This is a genomic window from Bacillus swezeyi (assembly GCF_001969815.1).
Classification (GTDB): Bacteria; Bacillota; Bacilli; order Bacillales; family Bacillaceae; genus Bacillus; species Bacillus swezeyi.
Window position 1 is genome coordinate 42,580 of sequence record NZ_MRBK01000029.1, and the last position, 19,659, is coordinate 62,238.

15 protein-coding genes and 1 other annotated feature are annotated in these 19,659 nt (G+C 46.7%); of the genes, 1 reads left to right on the forward strand and 14 read right to left on the reverse strand.

Going from position 1 to position 19,659, the window contains the following annotated elements; all coding sequences use genetic code 11:
* The first annotated feature begins 55 nt into the window (after positions 1-55).
* Positions 56-541 (forward strand): hypothetical protein, encoded by a 486-nt coding sequence (locus BTA30_RS19195; protein WP_076763039.1) that lies wholly within the window; start codon positions 56-58, stop codon positions 539-541.
* A gap of 44 nt (positions 542-585) precedes the next feature.
* Here the strand turns inward: BTA30_RS19195 and yihA are convergent, their stop codons facing one another.
* From yihA to ilvE, 14 genes are all read right to left on the reverse strand, one after another.
* Complete coding sequence (gene yihA, locus BTA30_RS19200) at positions 586-1,173, reverse strand: ribosome biogenesis GTP-binding protein YihA/YsxC (RefSeq protein WP_076763041.1); 588 nt, start codon at positions 1,171-1,173, stop codon at positions 586-588.
* Positions 1,170-3,494, reverse strand: a complete 2,325-nt coding sequence (lon, locus tag BTA30_RS19205) for an endopeptidase La (RefSeq protein WP_076763043.1) — start codon at positions 3,492-3,494, stop codon at positions 1,170-1,172. The genes yihA and lon overlap by 4 nt, the downstream gene beginning before the upstream one ends.
* A 219-nt stretch (positions 3,495-3,713) precedes the next feature.
* Complete coding sequence (lonB, locus tag BTA30_RS19210) at positions 3,714-5,369, reverse strand: ATP-dependent protease LonB (RefSeq protein ID WP_076763046.1); 1,656 nt, start codon at positions 5,367-5,369, stop codon at positions 3,714-3,716.
* A 394-nt stretch (positions 5,370-5,763) separates the two neighbouring features.
* Positions 5,764-7,029, reverse strand: coding sequence for an ATP-dependent protease ATP-binding subunit ClpX (gene clpX, locus BTA30_RS19215; RefSeq protein ID WP_076763048.1), 1,266 nt, complete (start codon positions 7,027-7,029; stop codon positions 5,764-5,766).
* Between the two features lie 269 nt (positions 7,030-7,298).
* Positions 7,299-8,573: a trigger factor gene (gene tig / locus BTA30_RS19220; RefSeq protein ID WP_076763051.1), complete on the reverse strand. Its 1,275-nt coding sequence runs from the start codon at positions 8,571-8,573 to the stop codon at positions 7,299-7,301.
* A 232-nt stretch (positions 8,574-8,805) separates the two neighbouring features.
* Entirely contained in the window at positions 8,806-9,813 is a 1,008-nt protein-coding gene (gene ddcA, locus BTA30_RS19225; protein WP_076763053.1) for a DNA damage checkpoint antagonist DdcA, read from the reverse strand.
* A 142-nt stretch (positions 9,814-9,955) separates the two neighbouring features.
* A complete protein-coding gene (leuD, locus tag BTA30_RS19230; RefSeq protein ID WP_076763055.1) occupies positions 9,956-10,555 on the reverse strand; it encodes a 3-isopropylmalate dehydratase small subunit in 600 nt (199 codons plus the stop codon).
* Between the two features lie 12 nt (positions 10,556-10,567).
* The gene (gene leuC / locus BTA30_RS19235) at positions 10,568-11,986 is read right to left on the reverse strand and encodes a 3-isopropylmalate dehydratase large subunit (protein WP_076763057.1); all 1,419 of its coding nucleotides are present in this window, start codon (positions 11,984-11,986) and stop codon (positions 10,568-10,570) included.
* Positions 11,987-12,019: 33 nt separating this feature from the next.
* Positions 12,020-13,132, reverse strand: a complete 1,113-nt coding sequence (gene leuB, locus BTA30_RS19240; protein WP_076763059.1) for a 3-isopropylmalate dehydrogenase — start codon at positions 13,130-13,132, stop codon at positions 12,020-12,022.
* 27 nt (positions 13,133-13,159) lie between these two features.
* On the reverse strand, positions 13,160-14,716 hold the full coding sequence (locus BTA30_RS19245; RefSeq protein WP_076763061.1) for a 2-isopropylmalate synthase: 1,557 nt from the start codon (positions 14,714-14,716) through the stop codon (positions 13,160-13,162).
* Positions 14,703-15,731 carry a ketol-acid reductoisomerase gene (gene ilvC, locus BTA30_RS19250; RefSeq protein WP_076763063.1) on the reverse strand — a complete coding sequence of 343 codons (1,029 nt, stop codon included), beginning with the start codon at positions 15,729-15,731 and terminating at the stop codon, positions 14,703-14,705. The genes BTA30_RS19245 and ilvC overlap by 14 nt, the downstream gene beginning before the upstream one ends.
* 23 nt (positions 15,732-15,754) lie before the next feature.
* Entirely contained in the window at positions 15,755-16,273 is a 519-nt protein-coding gene (ilvN, locus tag BTA30_RS19255) for an acetolactate synthase small subunit (protein WP_076763065.1), read from the reverse strand.
* Positions 16,270-17,994 (reverse strand): acetolactate synthase large subunit, encoded by a 1,725-nt coding sequence (gene ilvB / locus BTA30_RS19260; RefSeq protein ID WP_076763067.1) that lies wholly within the window; start codon positions 17,992-17,994, stop codon positions 16,270-16,272. Before ilvB ends, ilvN begins: the two co-directional genes overlap by 4 nt.
* Before the next feature lie 156 nt (positions 17,995-18,150).
* Positions 18,151-18,409 (reverse strand) — a binding site (T-box leader).
* A gap of 4 nt (positions 18,410-18,413) precedes the next feature.
* Positions 18,414-19,328: a branched-chain-amino-acid transaminase gene (gene ilvE, locus BTA30_RS19265; protein ID WP_076763069.1), complete on the reverse strand. Its 915-nt coding sequence runs from the start codon at positions 19,326-19,328 to the stop codon at positions 18,414-18,416.
* Between the last annotated feature and the right edge of the window lie 331 nt (positions 19,329-19,659).

The following is a 19,659-nucleotide window of genomic DNA, read 5'->3' on the forward strand; positions in this document are numbered from 1 at the left end:
TGTTATAGTAGAAATTGCTTTTCTAGTTCATTCACAACATCAAGAAGGTGATACTTTGAAAAAGAAATCTGTTTTGCTTCCATTGTTATTGCTTGCTGTGTCCATATACGCCTTTTTGCGTTCCGGACAAATCAGTGTGTTTGACGGCCAGGGGGAATGGTCTGTCTTGGCGGGGCTGATCGGACTGGCCTTTTTATATCAGGGACAAAAAGAGGCTGATTCGGCTCATTTCTTTGCCGGCCTGCTGGTGGCTGCAATCAGCGTTTATTTCACCTTTAAACAGGAGCTTTTCGGGCATGCGGATGATTTTGCGGTCATCGTGCTGATTGCCGGAGCGGCCCTTCTGCTCAAATCTCTGCGGACAAAAGAATACCAATATGAGAGTTTGCTGATGATCGCCGTCGCTTTATACCTTTATTTTTTTCATCAGATCATCGCCTGGCTTCGTTCGATGAAAATCGAGACGGCCTATGTTGAAACCTATTGGCCGGCCGCTTTGATACTCGTCAGTCTGCTCTTATTATTCTTAAAACGAAAGTAGTTTATTCCAAAAAAGCACTTGCATCGTAGCGCAAGTGCTTTTTTTCAGCTGTTGATCATTTGTTCAATGGCAGACCACGCTTCTTGTTTTCCTTTTTTCGTTTCCGAAGAAAACAAAATAAGCTTGTCTCCCTGTTCAATATTCAGGGTCTGCCTGACGACTTTTGCATGCTTTTCCCATTTTCCTTTCGGGATTTTATCCGCTTTGGTCGCGATCACGATCACCGGGATATCATAATGCTTCAAAAAGTCGTACATGATGACATCGTCTTGTGAAGGGGCGTGCCTGAGGTCGACGATTTGAACGACCGCTTTCAGTTCCTCGCGGGTCGTCAAATACGTCTCGATCATGCGTCCCCACGCCTCACGCTCCGTCTTGGACACTTTTGCAAAGCCGTAGCCTGGGACATCGACAAAATGGAGTACATCATTAATGATATAAAAGTTTAATGTCTGTGTTTTTCCGGGTTTTGAAGACGTCCTCGCTAAGTTTTTCCGGTTGATCATTGTGTTGATGAATGACGATTTCCCGACATTCGACCTTCCGGCGAGGGCGATTTCCGGCAGCCCTCCTTCAGGATACTGCTCAGGTTTGACCGCACTGATGACGATTTCTGATTTTGTTACTTTCATTTCTCTTCTCCCACTAATGCATGCTTTAGGACTTCATCCAAATGGGCGACAGGAATGAATGTTAAACCTTCCCGCACGCTTTTCGGAATGTCCTCAATATCTTTTTCATTTTCCTTTGGCAAGATAATCGTGTTTAGGCCGGCCCGATGGGCGCCAAGCGCTTTTTCCTTGAGGCCGCCGATCGGAAGCACCCGCCCTCTGAGCGTAATCTCCCCTGTCATGCCGACATTACGGGAAACCTGACGGCCTGTCAGCGCTGATACGAGAGCGGTCGCCATCGTGATGCCTGCTGATGGGCCGTCTTTTGGAACGGCACCCTCGGGCACATGGATGTGAATGTCGTGCTTTTCATGAAAATCCGGGCTGATTTTCAATTCTTCCGCTTTTGAACGGACATAGCTGAAGGCAGCCTGCGCAGACTCTCTCATGACATCTCCGAGCTTTCCTGTTAAGATCAGCTTCCCTTTTCCCGGGGACAATGACACTTCGATTGACAGCGTATCTCCGCCGACCGCCGTGTAAGCAAGCCCTGTAACAACACCGATCTGATCATCAAGCTCAGCCTGCCCATATCTGAACATTCGTTTTCCGAGATAGTCTTCAAGGTTTTTCTCTGTGACCGTTATTCTTTTTCTTTCGCCTGAGACGATCAGTTTTGCCGCTTTCCTGCATATGGCTGCAATCTGTCGTTCAAGGCTTCGTACACCGGCTTCCCTCGTATAATAGCGGATGACATTCAGAACAGCCTGATCACGCATTTGCAGATTCGTTTTCTTCAATCCGTGCTCTTTCAGCTGTTTAGGCAGCAGGTGGTCTTTTACAATTTCAACCTTCTCTACTTCCGTATAGCCCGCGATCGTGATGATTTCCATCCTGTCTCTGAGCGGGCCGGGGATCGTTGCTAAGTTATTTGCCGTTGCGATAAACAAAACTTTTGATAAGTCAAATGTCTCTTCAATGTAATGATCGCTGAATGTATGGTTCTGCTCGGGATCAAGCACTTCCAGCATAGCTGAAGCAGGATCACCCCTGAAGTCAGAAGCCATTTTATCAATCTCATCCAAAAGAAACACGGGATTGTTCTTGCCTGCTTTTTTCATCCCCTGAATAATCCGTCCCGGCATGGCGCCCACATATGTGCGGCGATGGCCGCGGATTTCAGATTCATCTCTGACGCCGCCAAGTGAAATGCGGACGAATTTTCGTCCGAGCGATTTGGCGATCGATTTGGCAAGAGACGTCTTTCCCACCCCCGGCGGTCCAGCCAGACATAAGATCGGACCTTTCAAAGAGCGGGTCAGTTTTTGCACGGCTAAATATTCGAGAACCCGTTCCTTCACTTTTTCGAGACCGTGATGTTCTTCATCCAGAATGTTGCCGGCCAGCTTTAAATCAAGCCTGTCTTCTGTCGCATCACTCCATGGAAGTGCAATGAGCCATTCGATATAATTGCGGATGACCGAGCTTTCTGCAGAGCTTGAAGGGATTTTTTCGTATCGGTTCAGTTCTTTCATTGCTGTTTCTTTCACATGGTCGGGCATTCCGGCCTGTTCGATTTTTTCTGTGAGTTTTTGAACCTCGCCCGTTTTTCCTTCTTTATCGCCGAGCTCTTTTTGAATGGCTTTCATCTGCTCGCGCAAGTAATATTCCTTTTGCGTTCTTTCCATTGAACGCTTAACGCGCTGCCCGATTTTCTTCTCAATCTCAAGGACTTCTTTTTCATTGTGAATCAGATCGATCACTTTGTTTAATCTGGCTTTCACATCGATGGTTTCCAGCACTTCCTGCTTGTCTTTCAACTTAAGCGGAAGATGGGAGGCGACGATATCAGCCATTCTTCCCGGCTCTTCAATGTCCGTCACAGCCGCAAATGTTTCAGCCGATATTTTTTTAGAAATCTTTATGTATTGATCGAAATGGTCAAGCAGGGTGCGCATGAGGGCTTCGTCTTCCACATCTTTTTCAGTCTCTTCATCGATTCGCTCGATTTTAACAGATGTATATTCATCTAAATCATGATATTCGAGGATTCGGGCGCGCTGAATACCTTCCACCAAAACGCGGATCGTTCCGTTTGGCAGTTTAAGCATCTGCTTGATTTTCGTATAGGTCCCGAATGTGAAGATCTCTTCTTCATTCGGTTCGTCTATGGATATGTCCCGTTGTGTTGCCAAAAAGATCATATGATCGTTCATCATAGACTGCTCAAGCGCCTGTACCGACTTTTCACGTCCTACATCAAGGTGCAGAACCATTGTCGGATAGACGAGTAAACCTCTTAAAGGGAGGAGCGGGATGTTTCGTTTCGTTTCATCTGCCATTTTGACTGACACCTCCGTAGCTTTAGTATGAACCATTATAATATACTTTTTTTATCCCTGTACAATTGTAAGTCCCGCGAAATAAAAGGGTCTACTGTAGTATACCCTTTCTTTCACTTCTGAAAAAGGAAAAGATGTCCTTCGCAAAGAAAACGTTCCTCCGGGCGTTTATGAGCCTCTTGACGCCGTCAAAAAATCCCCATCTGAACATGATGAGGATTATACAGATTCTTTTTTGATTTGAGCCCCGTCCGGCATTTCTGTAGGCGGGTTCACCAATGCGAGGTCAAGCACTTCCTGCATCGTTTTGACGGGAATGATATGGACCCCTTCAATCTGTTTTAAGATCGACTGGACGTTTTCATGCGGAATGATGACGGTTTTAGCGCCCGCATGTTTGGCCGCTTTTATTTTCGGAATCACGCCGCCGATCGGCTTCACACGGCCGTGCAGACTGATTTCCCCAGTCATAGCGATCGTATGGTCAATCGGAATTTTATGAATGGCTGAGAAAATCCCCGCCGCCATCGCAATCCCCGCAGATGGTCCGTCAACCGGAATTCCGCCCGGAAAATTGATATGTATGTCATAATCGGAGGCTTTCACTCCCATTGTCCGCAGAACGGTCATGACATTTTCAAGAGAGCCTTTCGCCATGCTTTTTCTGCGGATCGATTTTGACTGGTTGCCGATATTTTCTTCCTCTGCAATACCTGTAATATTAATCGTTCCGTTATCTGCCGCCTGATTGACGGTTACTTCAATCTCCAGCAGCGATCCGCTGTTCGGACCGTGGACGGCAAGGCCGTTGACAATGCCGACTTGAGGTTTCGGAGCGATTTTTTGTTCATATTTCGGTGTCAGCTGGCTTGAATGAATGACCCATTCGATATCTTCGAGGGTTACATGGTCGCGTTCTTCCGTCAATGCCATACCGGCGGCGATCTGCATCATATTGACGACTTCGCGGCCGTTTCTCGCATAACATGTCAGGAGGTCAAGCCCTTCTTTTGAGACTTGTTTTTGAATTTTTTCTGCCGCTTTTTTGGCCACCGTTTTCAATTCGTGCTTTTCAAGGTCTCGGAAAAACACTTCCAAGCATCGCGAACGTATCGCTGGCGGGATTTCATCAGGCATTCTCGTCGTCGCTCCGATCAGCCGGAAATCCGCCGGCAGTCCGTTTTGAAAGATATCATGGATATGCTTTGGAATCTGCGTGTTTTCTTCACTGTAATAAGCACTTTCCAAAAACACTTTTCGGTCTTCAAGCACCTTCAGCATTTTGTTCATTTGAATCGGATGAAGCTCTCCGATTTCATCGATAAATAAAACACCCCCATGAGCATGTGTGACAGCGCCTTGCTTCGGCTGCGGAATCCCAGCCTGCCCCATCGCACCAGCTCCCTGGTAAATCGGGTCATGGACCGAACCGATCAAAGGATCGGCGATTCCGCGTTCGTCAAAACGGGCCGTTGTCGCGTCAAGCTCTACAAAAACGGAGTTTTCTTGAAATGGAGAACGCTTATTTTTTTTCGCTTCTTCCAAAACAAGCCGCGCGGCTGCGGTTTTTCCCACCCCGGGAGGACCGTAGATGATCACGTGCTGCGGATTCGGTCCGCAAAGAGCAGCTTTCAGCGCTTTAATTCCGTCCTCCTGGCCGACAATGTCCTTAAAGTTTGCCGGCCTTACCTTTTCTGATAAGGGTTCTGATAAATGGATTGATCTCATTTTCCGGAGCTGTTCCATCTCTTTTTTGGACTCTCTGTCTATCGTAACCTTTTGCGTTCGTTGGTTTTTAAGCAAATTCCAAAAATATAAACCGATGATAATCCCGAAAAATAATTGTACAAAAAGTGCAATGCTAGTCCAGCTCAACTGATGGTCCCTCCTGAAATGGTTTCGTATCTGAGTATGTCAGTTAGTATTTCCTGAACAGAGAGGGAATAAACGTAAAGAAGGGGATAATTTTGCTAAAGAAAAACCCCCTGGAACTCAGAGGGTTTCAGCGTGTCGACAAACCCTCGCATTTGTTGTCAGGCCTGCTAAGTCGGTGCTCACATGTAAGGAAGGAACGGCGGCTAATCGCTCAAGCGTCCTGCCTGAACGCCGCTGTTACCACATCTAAAAGTAAGGAACGACGGACGTTCTGTCCGAACACCGTCGTCATCGCATCCTGTGAAAGCCCGGTGCTCGTCCTTCCTAGACTGCAAAGGTTTCGGGTCACGCTGAAAGAATGACAAAACCCCCTGGAACTCAGGGGGTTTTAAACTTAAGCGGATGTTTTTTTATCTTTATTGACGACAGTGCCGTCTTTCAGAATCAGACGCGGCGGTTCGCCGTCGGTGACGGTTTGGCCCGTGATCACGCATTTTTCAATGTCTTCGCGTGACGGCAGATCAAACATCACGTCAAGCATAATTCCTTCGATAATGGAACGAAGTCCGCGCGCACCTGTTTTGCGTTCGATTGCTTTTTTGGCGATTTCTGTAAGAGCCTCATCTTCAAAAACAAGCTCGACATTATCCAGTTCAAGCATTTTCGAATACTGCTTCACAAGTGCATTTTTCGGTTTTGTTAAAATTTCAACCAATGCTTTTTCATCTAGCGGCTCAAGGCTGGCAATAATCGGAAGACGGCCGATGAATTCTGGTATCAGCCCGAAACGAAGCAAGTCTTCAGGAAGCACTTTTGAGAGCAGCACTTCTTTTTCAAGGTCTTCATGCTTGTTGTCAGAGCCGAAGCCGATGACCTTCTGTCCGAGACGGCGCTTGATGATTTGTTCAATTCCGTCAAACGCCCCGCCGCAAATGAACAGGATGTTGGTCGTGTCAATCTGAATAAACTCTTGATGAGGATGCTTTCTTCCTCCTTGCGGGGGAACGCTTGCAACCGTACCTTCAAGAATTTTAAGCAGCGCCTGCTGAACGCCTTCGCCAGACACATCGCGTGTAATGGAAGGGTTCTCGGATTTTCTCGCGACTTTATCAATTTCATCGATGTAGATGATGCCTTTTTCCGCTTTTTCAACATCGTAGTCAGCAGCCTGGATGAGCTTGAGCAGAATGTTTTCCACATCTTCCCCGACATAGCCTGCTTCCGTAAGTGATGTAGCGTCCGCGATGGCAAACGGCACATTTAAGATGCGGGCCAGCGTTTGGGCAAGAAGCGTCTTCCCGCTTCCTGTCGGTCCGATCATGGAAATATTGCTTTTGGAGAGCTCGACATCATCGACTTTGCTGTTGGAGTTGATTCGTTTATAGTGGTTGTAGACAGCCACGGCAAGAGATTTTTTTGCCTGGTCCTGGCCGATTACGTATTCGTCAAGAATTTCGCGGATTTCCTTCGGCTTCGGAACATCTTTAAATTCCACTTCTTCTTCTGAACCGAGTTCCTCTTCTACAATTTCGGTGCAGAGTTCGATGCACTCATCACATATATATACGCCTGGTCCGGCGACAAGCTTGCGTACCTGATCTTGAGTTTTACCGCAAAACGAGCATTTCAATTGTCCTTTTTCCTCGTTGAATTTAAACATTCTTTCACCCCTTATATCCTTGTCATTCTGTTTCTTCGCCAGAAAGAAACATACGCTGTAAACATTCGTTCCATTATGTATTGCATTTTACCACACTTTCCAAAAAGGCGATAATGTTGTGTTTGCCTTTCCGGCATATTCAATATGTATGTTCATCCGCTTGACATTATCTATCCTTTCCCAAAGAAAAGCCGATAAGTCAAAATTGTATAAAACAAGGCACGAAACATTCGCGCCCTGTTTTATATAGAGTATGATTATGAAACATATTAACGGTTTTCTACAAGAAAATCAATTGCTTTGCGAACTTTTAAGTCCTCTTTCATTCCATCTGTAGAACCGATTGCTTGTTTGATATTTTCAACAGGCATGTTGTAAGCTTCAGCCATTTTAGAAAGCTCTTCTTCGACTTCTTCATCTGTCACTTGAAGGTTTTCTGCTTTGGCGATCGCTTCCAGCGTCAAGTTTGATTTCACGCGTTTTCCAGCATCTTCTTTCATTTGCTCTTTCAGCGCGTTTTCGTCTTGGCCTGAGAACTGGAAGTAAAGCTCAAGGTTCATGCCCTGCATTTGCAGACGCTGTTCGAATTCTTTCATCATGCGGTCAAGCTCAGTATCGATCATCGCTTGAGGAATGTCAGCCTCTGCATTTTCAGCAGCTTTCGTTACAAGCTCTTCGCGCAGTTTAGCATCCGCTTCGTTTTCTTTTGCTTCCTCTAGACGTTTTTTCGTTTTTTCAGTCAGTTCAGCAAGTGTTTCAACTTCTTCATCGACATCTTTCGCAAACTCGTCATCAAGCTCAGGAAGCTCTTTTGTTTTGATTTCATGGATCTTCACTTTGAAAACTGCAGGTTTGCCTGCTAGGTCTTCGGCGTGATATTCCTCAGGGAATGTGACTTCAACGTCTTCTTCAGCACCTGCTTCAAGTCCTGCAAGCTGGTCCTCAAAGCCCGGAATGAAAGAACCTGAACCGACTTCAAGAGAATAGTTTTCCGCTTTTCCGCCTTCGAACGCTTCGCCGTCGACGAATCCTTCGAAGTCAAGAACAACGGTGTCTCCTTCTGCTACTTTGCCGTCTTCTTTTACAACGAGTTCGGCCTGGCGCTCTTGAAGAGATTTGAGTTCGTTTTGAACGTCTTCATCCGTTACGGCTGTATCGTCTTTTTCAATGCCCAGCCCTTTGTATTCGCCAAGGTTCACTTCAGGTTTAACCGTTACTTTCGCTGTGAAGATCAGGTTTTCGCCTTTTTCGATCTTTTCAACATCGATTTCCGGACGGTCGACAGGCTCAATGCCCGCTTCTTCGATCGCTTTCGGATACTCGACAGGAAGCAGGATGTCCAGTGCATCCTGATAAAGCGCCTCAACGCCGAAACGCTGTTCAAATAATCCGCGCGGCACTTTTCCTTTGCGGAATCCAGGAATGGATACTTGTTTGACTACTTTTTTAAACGCATCATCAAGGGCTTTATTAAAGGTATCGGCATCTACCTCAACCGTTAAAACGCCTTCGTTTCCTTCTTGCTTTTCCCATTTTACTGACATGTGTTTCCCTCCAAGATCTATTCAGGTTGTGTCGGTTTTCCATTTTAAAACAAGCAAACGGCTACGTCCATAGAAAGCTGCTGTCCGCCGGCAGCTTTTAGTTCTTTCTGACAGCCACCATTATGTATACAAAGATAAATAATGAATCTTTAGCGGCAAACGGAGCAATCAGCTTCCGTTTTTCACAAATGCAACCACTATATTATAACACAATGCCTGCTGCTTTCAACATTTACAAATAAGAAATTTCTTCTATATCTTTGATCATCGCGCAAGCTTCATCAAGCTGTCTGTCATTGAATTCGTAAAGAATGTGAAGCTCCTCTTTATCAATGTCAATGCCGTGCATTTCATATCCGACTTTATGAAGCGCGGCAGCCCAAAGCTCGCGGTTTGAGTACTTCGGCTGAAACGGATACAGCACATAAATATGCCTCCGCCACAGCTCCTCCACCGCCTGGTAAAGCGAGGGATTTTCATTTCCCAGCGTGTCATCGAGCACATTAAGAACGTGCTTTAAAATCGGCATGGCGTCCGGTTTGACCGTTTCCTTCGGATTAATTGTCATCGATTCGCCAAATTTTGTGACAAGCGTCGGTTTATCATGGTCTGACTCGTCCAGAAGCTGCAAAATCATCGTTTTCACGAGGGGATGGCCGTTCGGGTTTTGCAGGATCGTTTTCAATAAGCCGATGTAGTTCGTCAGATTGCGGTCTTTAAGCCCATGGAGCAGCTTGACCTGCTCTCCTGTATCATTTAAAAGCCTCTCCTGATCGAGCTCTTCTGTCTCCGGCAGATCCTCAATCACGTCCTCAGGCCCAGGGTCCTCTATCATCTTGCGGCTGAAATCGAGCAGTTTATAAAATTGTTCAGCGCTTTCCGGAGGCAGCTTGTTTTCCTCAAGAACGGCTTCAATCGTCTCTTTTACTTTTTCATACTGCCTGAGCTGAATCAAAATCGTCATATAGACCTGTAGAACGGTAAAATAGTGTCCGTGGCCCTCTTTCAGCATTTTTTCGCAAATTCCTTTTGCTTCCTCCAGCTCACCTATTTCCAAAAGACAGATGGCCATTCCCAGATAAATATCCGATTCCTCATCGTCATAGTGCTTCGCCTCTGAAAACAGCTGCAGCGCCTCATGATAATTTTTTTCTTTGAGCGCAGACATCCCTTTATGCACTAAACGCTCCTTTACGTTAGGGAACGGGATGATCTTTGAGTTTTTCTTGTCATGCTTCATTTCTAAGTTCCTTTCAGGCACTTATTTTTAACAAGTGTATCAACCCGGCCCGCTAAAAACAAGAAAGAACCGATAACAGTATGTTTTCCGTCATTTCAACTTTCAGCAAAAAAAGCCTCCGAAAAATATCGGACAGCTTTTTTTATGCATAAAGCCAAGAGCTTCTCTGCTTCTCAAATTGTTCAATCTCATCTTCAAGAAGCAATGTTAATGAAATTTCATCATGGCCGTTCAGCAGCATTTCTTTCCAGTGCGGATCGACTTCAAACGCAATCTGCTTTTCGCTGTGATCTGTAATCAACTGTTTTTCGAGATCAACAGTCATGGATAAACGCTGATGTTCGTACTGTTCCGCAAGCTCTTTCCATGTCTCATAGGGCAGGCGGATCGGCAGCATTCCGTTTTTAAAACAGTTTTGATGGAAAATATCGGCAAAAGACGGCGCGATGATGATTTTAAATCCGTAGTCGTCAAGCGCCCATGGCGCATGCTCCCTGGAAGAACCGCAGCCGAAGTTTTCGCCGGCGATTAAAATCGATGCCCCTTTATATTCAGGCTGATTGAGCTCAAATTCGGGGTTTGGCTCACCGCCCGCTAAATACCGCCAGTCAAAAAAAGCAAAACGGCCGTACCCTGTTCTTTCAATCCGTTTTAAAAATTGTTTCGGAATGATCTGATCTGTGTCTACATTGATTCTGTTTAATACCGCCGCTATTCCGGTATGCGTCTTTAAAGGCTCCATCTTTTCACTCCTTTACACAGCTGTTGTCTCTTGATATTGTTTTCTGACATCTACAAAACGGCCGTGAATCGCCGCCATTGCCGCCATTGCCGGGCTGACGAGATGCGTTCTGGCTCCTTTGCCCTGCCTTCCTTCGAAATTACGGTTGGAGGTAGAAGCACAGCGCTCACCTTCAGGCACAACATCATTGTTCATGCTCAAACACATGCTGCATCCCGATTCTCTCCATTCAAAGCCGGCTTCGATGAAAATCTCATGAAGACCTTCTTGTTCCGCCTGAATTTTGACGCTCTGGGAGCCGGGAACAACGATTGCCCTGACGCCGTCAGCGACTTTTTGCCCTTTGATCATGTCGGCAGCCTGGCGGAGGTCTGTCATGCGCGAATTTGTGCATGAGCCGATAAAGACGTGTTCAATTGAAATATCTTCAATTTTTTTATATGGTTCAAGCCCCATATATTCATATGCGCGCTGCGCTTCTTTTTTATCGTCTTCCTGTGCGAAAGCCTCAGGTCCCGGAATCGCTTCATCAACCGGCAAAACCATTCCCGGGTGGATACCCCAGGTCACCATCGGCGAGATGTCGCTTCCATCCAGGACAATCGTCCGATCGTATTCAGCGCCCGGATCGGTCCGCAGACTCTTCCATTCCTTAACGGCTTTCGCAAATTCTTCGCCTTTTGGCGCATATTTTTTCGTTTTTACATATTCAAAAGTTGTTTCATCAGGTGCGATCAGCCCTGCTCTTGCCCCTGCTTCGATCGACATGTTGCAGACTGTCATCCGTTCGTCCATTGACATGTTTCGGAACACTTCGCCGGTATATTCAATGACATAGCCGGCGCCGAATTTAACCCCGTATTTTCCGATGATCGCAAGAATGACGTCTTTTGCAGTCACTCCTTGTTGCAGTTTGCCGTCAACGCGGATTTCAAGCGTCTTCGGTTTTTGCTGCCAAAGCGTCTGTGTTGACAGAACATGTTCAACCTCGCTCGTTCCGATTCCGAATGCAAGCGCGCCGAACGCCCCGTGTGTTGATGTATGGCTGTCTCCGCAGACGATCGTTTTGCCTGGCAGTGTCAAACCGAGCTCAGGTCCGATGACGTGAACGATCCCCTGATCAACGCTTGACAAGTCAGCAAGGCGGATGCCGAATTCTTCGCAATTTCGTTCAAGCGCACTGACCTGCCGTTTCGCGACTTCATCTTTAATCTCAAACCGGTTGACAGTCGGGATGTTGTGGTCCATTGTGGCAAACGTATTTTGAGGCCTTCTGACTTTTCTTTTCTTTTGTCTCAGCCCTTCAAAGGCTTGGGGCGAAGTGACCTCATGTATCAAATGCAGATCGATATACAAAAGATCAGGCTTCCCCTCCCCTTTTTTAATCACGTGCTGATCCCAAATTTTTTCGATGATCGTACGAGGCATCATCTTTTTTCCTCCCTCTACCAATATCCATTTTCCTTAAACGTATGCGGTCATGATGTTTGAAATGGCATTGTCGTCTGCCAGCGCGGCTTTTACTTCTTCTGTAATCGATTGGGTCGTACAGTGCTCTGATCCTTTTGCGAGATCTTTCGTTCTTTTTCCAGACTGAAGAACTTGATCGACCGCATGCTCAACGGCTTTCGCTTCCGCTTCAAGGCCGAATGACGTGCGCAGCATCATGGCAGCGGACAAAATCGCAGCAAGCGGGTTGGCGATATTTTGTCCTGCGATGTCTGGAGCTGAACCGTGCACAGGTTCATATAAGTGAAGGCCTGAACTTGATAAGCTTGCTGACGGAAGCATGCCGAGCGATCCGGTCAGCATGGATGCTTCGTCACTTAAAATATCGCCGAACATGTTTTCAGTGACGACGATGTCAAATTGCCTCGGCGCATAGATCAGCTGCATGGCAGCATTATCGACCAGCATATGCTCAAGCTTGACATCAGGGAATTCACCGGCGGCTTCTTCGGCCGTTTTTCGCCAAAGTTTGCTCGATTCAAGGACGTTCGCTTTATCAACCGATGTGACTTTTCCTGTGCGCCCTTTTGCCATCCGGAAAGCTTCCCTGATGACTCTTTCCATCTCCGTTTTTTTATAAAACAACGTGTCAACGGCTGCCTGTTCGCCGTCCTGATTGACGTACTGTTCGCTCGGCTTTCCAAAATATAAGCCGCCCGTCAGTTCGCGCACGATAACAAAGTCAACGCCTTCGACATATTCCTTTTTTAGAGGAGATGCATCTGCCAAGCTTTCAAACACTTTAACAGGCCTCAAGTTGGCGAAAAGATCGAGCTGTTTGCGAATGGCCAGCAGCCCTTTTTCAGGTCTCAGTTCAGAAGGATGTTGATCCCATTTCGGCCCGCCTACCGCTCCGAGCAAAATGGCGTCCGCAGCTTTGCAGACGGCGACTGTTTCCTCAGGCAAAGGCACACCCGCTTCATCGATAGCCGATCCGCCGATCAGGCCATATTCAAATTCGAATTCATGCTGATAATGTTCAGCAACGCTTTTCAGCACATCAACAGCCGCTTCCAAAACTTCGGGGCCAATTCCGTCACCGGGCAAAAGTGCGATTCGTTTTTTCAAGTTAAACAAACTCCTTCCTTCTTACTGTCATGATCCTACAGCCGCTTGCTTTGCCAATCCTTCTGTGTTCGACTGGAGCACGAGATAACGGTTCACCGCATTCAAATAGGCTTTTGCCGAAGCCTCAAGGACATCTTGGGCGACTCCGCGTCCGCCTGATTCTTTTCCATTAATCAGCACCCTGACATAGACTTGAGCGAATGCATCCTGTCCTTTGCGGTTGGATTGAATCCGATAATCGAGCAGCTGGACCTCTTTATCCATACAGCGCTTCAGCGTGTTGTAAACCGCTTCGACACTGCCCGCTCCTGTCGCCGCTTCCTGAATGATCCGGTCTGTTTCCTGATCCTTTAGGGAAACCGTTGCTGTCGGAACCTGTGAGGTGCCGTAATGCACCTGCAGAGAAATAAAATCATAACCGATTTTACGGTCTGTCGCTTTTTCTTCGAGAATCAGGGAAATCAGGTCTTCATCTGTAAATTCCTTTTTCTTTCCTGTCAGCTCTTTAAATATGCTGAAAAATTTATTGATCTCCTCTTCTCCAAACTGGAATCCGAGGTTATTCAGCTTATCTTTAAAAGCATGGCGTCCTGAATGCTTCCCGAGCACGAGCGCGTCTGTTTTGACCCCGACAAGCTCTGGAGAAATGATTTCATACGTTGTTTTTTCTTTGAGGAAGCCGTCCTGGTGAATGCCTGATTCATGGGCGAAAGCATTATCGCCGACGACCGCTTTATTGCGCGGTACAGCCATTCCGGTCAGCTTGCTCACTAAATCACTTGTCCGTTTAATTTCATTCAATTGAATCGTTGACTCGGCCTGATAAAAGTCTTTGCGAATGTGCAGCGCGACGGCAATTTCTTCAAGAGACGCATTCCCCGCTCTTTCGCCAATGCCGTTGATGACAGACTCTACTTGGTCTGCGCCGTTTTCAATTGCGGCCAAAGAGTTGGCGACGGCCATTCCCAAATCGTCGTGGCAATGGGCTGAAAGCTTTACTTTGTCAGCATTGCGGGCATTTTCTTTTATATAGCGGAAGATGTTGCCGTATTCGGCAGGCGCCAAGTATCCCACCGTATCCGGAAGATTGATGACATCCGCACCGGCACCGATCACCTCACTGACGATCTCAGCTAAAAATGGAAGATCTGTCCGGCATGCATCCTCGGCTGACCACTGTACAATCGGGAATCTTTGTTTGGCGTATTTCACCATTGCGACTGCCTGTTCCAACACTTGTTCACGCGTTTTTTTGAGCTTATATTTTAAATGGATGTCAGACGTAGCGATAAAAAGATGAATCCTTGGTTCGGCTCCGTCTTTCAGCGCATCCCACGCCGAATCGATATCTCCTTTGACAGATCGGGCAAGCCCTGTTACGGAGCAGTTTTGAATCGTTTGCGCGATTTCTTTGACAGCGCTGAAATCCCCAGGGGATGAAGCGGGAAAACCCGCTTCCATAATATTGACCCCGAGTTTTTCGAGCTGCTGGGCGATCGCAAGCTTCTCCTGCGTGTTTAAATTAACACCTGGCGACTGTTCACCATCACGGAGCGTTGTATCAAAAAAGTTAATTTTTCGCACCGGCTACCACCGCTTCCTTTTTCTTTCCTTGCTTGACAAACGGCATCATTTCACGAAGCTTTCTGCCGACAACTTCAATTTCGTGCTCGTTTTCGCTTGCGTTGATGGCGTTAAAACGCGGACGGTTGACTTGGTTTTCAACGATCCATTCTTTCGCGAAGGTTCCGTTTTGAATATCTTTCAATACTTCTTTCATGGACGCTTTGACATTCTCATCGACTACGCGCGGACCTGATACGAAATCTCCCCATTGAGCCGTATCGGAAATGGAGTATCTCATGCCTGCCAATCCTTCTTCATACATGAGGTCGACGATCAGCTTCAGTTCATGCAGACACTCGAAGTAGGCAAGCTCAGGCTGATATCCCGCCTCTGTCAGCGTTTCAAAGCCGGCTTTGACAAGGGAAGTCAGTCCGCCGCACAGTACCGCCTGTTCACCGAATAGATCTGTTTCAGTTTCTTCTTTAAATGTTGTTTCCAGAACGCCCGCTCTCGCACCGCCGATCGCTTTTGCGTAAGCCAGCGCTTTATCCTTCGCTTCGCCTGTTACATCCTGATAAATCGCAAACAGTGCAGGAACGCCGGCGCCTTGTTCAAATGTTCTTCTGACAAGATGCCCAGGCCCCTTAGGAGCAACAAGGAATACGTCAACATCTGCCGGAGGAACGATCTGATGGAAATGAACGTTGAATCCGTGTGCGAAAACGAGTGAATTGCCGGCTTGAAGCTCATCTTTAATTTCAGCTTCGTATACTTTTTGCTGCTGTTCATCAGGAAGCAGAACCATGATGACGTCCGCCTGTGCCGCGGCTTCTCTTACCGTAAATACTTGATGGCCGTCTTCCTCAGCTTTTGTAAAGGATTTTCCTTTTCTGACGCCGACAATGACGTCCACTCCGCTTTCTTTCAAATTCAATGCATGGGCATGGCCTTGTGAACCATATCCGATAACCGCTACTTTTTTCCCTGCCAATACGTTTTCTTGAATATCACCGTTATAATAAACTTTTACCATTTCAATCTCTCCCTTTTTATGTTTTATACAATAGATATTGGTTTAATAGAGGCCGGCTTTTGCTGTGTTCCTCTCGCAAAAGCCGTGGTGCCTGTTCTGGCGACCTCTTTAATCCCGTATGGTTTCAATAGTTCGATAAGTGCTTCTACTTTGCTGGATTCGCCCGTCACCTGAACGACGACGCTGTCTTTCGCCACATCGACGACAGAGGCCCGAAACGGCTCGATCACGCCGTTTATTTCTGTCCTGTTTGAAGGAGGAGAAACGACTCTGATTAACGCCAGCTCCCTTTGCACAATTGACTGATTCGTAATGTCTGTGACTTTCAGAACGTCAATTTGTTTGTTTAATTGTTTTGTCAGCTGTTCCGTCTCTTTTTCATCTGCCACATGAACGACAAATGTGATTCTGGAGATGCCCGCTGTTTCGGTGTGTCCCACCGTAATGCTTTCAATGTTGTAGTGCCGTTTTGTAAACAGTCCGGTTATTCTGTTTAAGACGCCGGTCTGGTTCAAAACCGTCAGCGTGATGATTCTTTTCAAGGTTTCACCCCCACCATTTCGTGCAGCCCTTTTCCTGGCGCAACCATCGGAAACACCTTCTCAGCCTGTGCAACCTGAACATCGATAACCATCGGTTCATTCGATGTCAAAGCGGCTTCGAGCTTTTCTTTTGCTTCCTCTTCAGATGTGATCCGGACACCTTTGATGCCGTAAGCTTCAGACAGTTTGATGAAATCCGGCTGCGATGTGAATTTAGAATGTGAGTAGCGTTCATCATAAAAGATTTCCTGCCATTGCCGAACCATTCCGAGACAGCGGTTATTCAAGACAACGACTTTAATCGGAAGGTTCAGATCATGGATGACAGACAGTTCCTGAAGCGTCATTTGAAATCCTCCGTCACCGAGAATGGAGACAACCGTTGCCTCTCTGTCCGCAAGCTGTGCCCCGATCGCTGCCGGAAGTCCAAATCCCATTGTTCCGAGGCCTCCTGAAGTGACCCACCTGTCGGCCTTTTGGAACGGATAAAATTGCGCGGCCCACATTTGATGCTGTCCCACATCCGTTGTCAAAATGGCTTCACCCTTTGTATAACGGTGAATGTATTCGACCAGCTTCTGAGGCTTAAACCCTTCTTCTTCATTCTCTTCATACCAGAGAGGGTACTCGTTTTTCCAGCCAGCGAGCTGTTTTTTCCATTCATCAGAAGCGCTCGGCTTGCCGTTTTGTTTGATCAGCTCCGCCAGCACAAGCTTGCTGTCTCCTACGACCGGAATATGAGTATGGATGTTTTTGCCGATTTCAGCCGGATCGATGTCAATATGGGCGACTTTTGCATGTTTAGCGAAATGCTTCAGATTCCCTGTAACCCTGTCATCAAATCTGGCGCCGATGCTGATCAACAGATCGCTTTCATACAGAGCCATGTTGGCGGCATATGTGCCGTGCATCCCTGCCATTCCGAGAAAGAGCGGGTGGTCGGCGGGGAATCCTCCCAATCCTAAAAGCGTATGCGCCACCGGGATTTGCTGCTGTTCAACATAATTTTTTAATTCTTCTGACGCTTTCCCGTGCAAGACGCCCGCACCCGCCAAGATGACAGGCTTTTTCGCTCCGCTGACCGCTTCTACAAGCTTTCTGATTTGCAGATAGTTCGGTTCTTTCGTCGGCTGGTAGCCCGGAAGGTGAATGTCATGGTCATAGCTGAAATCCCCTTCGATTGCGGCGATGTCTTTTGGAATATCGATTAAAACGGGACCCGGTCTCCCGGTTGTCGCAATGTGGAACGCTTCTTTTATGATTCTCGGAAGGTCTTCAGCATCCCGAACCTGGTAGCTGTGCTTTGTAATCGGCATCGTAATCCCGATCACATCAGCTTCCTGGAATGCGTCAGAGCCAATAACCGAAGTCGCCACCTGACCGGTAAACACAACCAATGGCAATGAATCGATCATCGCGTCGGCAAGACCCGTCACAAGATTGGTCGCTCCGGGCCCCGATGTCGCGATGACGACACCAGGCTTGCCGGAAATCCTCGCATATCCTTCAGCTGCATGAATGGCGCCTTGTTCATGGCGCGTCAGCACATGAAACAATCCTGATCCATACAGTTTGTCATAAATCGGCAGGACTGCCCCTCCCGGATATCCGTAGATCACTTCAACATTTTCCTGTTTTAAAGCCTCAATCAGCATAGACGCCCCAGCCATTGTTTGTGTACATTGGGCATTTTCTGCATCCAACTGTACATTCGTCCCCATTTTTCTTCCTCCTTGTCAAGTGATGTTCATCACTGCTCATTCACGATTGATTTTGTTATTTTGCAATGTATATGTGCCGTAAAGCATGGTTTCCAATCTGCTTTTACAGCTAAAAAAGCCTTCCCGCCCCCAATTGACGCTGCTCACCTCGCAGGCCAAAGGGGCGAAAAGGCTTTTCTTTCCGCGGTACCACCCTTGTTCACGGCTTTTTTAGCCGCCTTATGGACAATCGCTTATCCGTTTTAATAACGAGTAAACCTTCATACGTTCACCCGGCCGGCCCTACTAAACATAAATGTTGTTCAGGCTGACACTCAGAGGGGAGTTCACAGAGGAGGCCACCACCGGTTCCCAGCAATTCCGGCTCTCTGCAGATGGCGTTTCCGCTGCTACTTATCCTCTTCTACGTTTATCTTTATTTAGCTGACACTTAAACTTTGATCTTTGATGTCTGCTTTTTCCCCTTCGCGCACTACACGCTCGCGGAACTTTTCAAGCATCCGGTTTGTATGAACTCCCGGCTTGCCGTCTCCGATTTGCCTGCCGTCTACTTTAACAACCGCAATGACTTCGGCAGCCGTTCCGGTCAAGAACACTTCATCGGCTGTATAAACATCATGACGGGTAAACGGCTCTTCCTTCACTTCATAGCCGAGCTCTTCGGCTATTTCAATGATGGCATTGCGGGTAATCCCTTCCAACGCTCCGATATACCCCGGCGGTGTTAACAGCTTGCCGTTTTTATAAATAAATACATTATCCGCAGAACCTTCGGCCACATAGCCTTGGTCATTAAGCATCAGCGCTTCGCTGACTCCTGCCATCTGCGCCTCGATTCTAACAAGAATGTTATTTAAATAGTTTAGGGATTTTACTTTCGGACTTAACACATCCGGCCGGTTTCTTCTTGTCGGCACTGTGACGATATCAATTCCCGTTTCATATAAATGTTTCGGGAATATTGCCAATGGTTCGACAATTATAATGACACTCGGGTTTGAACAATTGTTTGGATCGAGTCCAAGATCCCCTGCCCCTCTTGAAACGACCAGGCGAATATAAGCATCTTTAAGCCCGTTTTTTTCAACAGTTCTGAGAACGTATTGTGTCAGTTCTTCCTGCTGATAAGGGATTTTCAGCAGAATGGATCTTGCTGAATCATAGAGACGATCCATATGCTCTTTCATTCTGAAGATATTTCCGTCGTACACCCTTATCCCTTCAAACACTCCGTCCCCGTATAAAAATCCGTGATCATAGACTGATATTTTAGCGTCTTCTTTTTTAACGAGTTTGTCGTTTAGGAAGATCCACTGGTCTTTCTGGTCCCCCATGCCCTCTAGCACACCTTTCTGTTGTAAATAAACGCTTTAAACGAGTAAAAAATCGTGATGCGGGAACCCGTTTTCCCGCTGTCTTCCTCGGGAAAGATGAAAAGTTTTAAAAGGAATTGTTCTTTTGTTTGAACTCATATTACGCCCCTTTACAGGCAGTGTCAACCGTATTTTTTAAAATAATTAGACAATTTAGATTAATCAATCTACTTGTATACGCTTACATAATCAGTGTTTCATACAACTTTGTCATATTTTATCACACAAAAAAAGAAACCTTATGTTTTATCTAGTAAGGTTTTTGCCATCTAACATGTACAGACTCCATTTA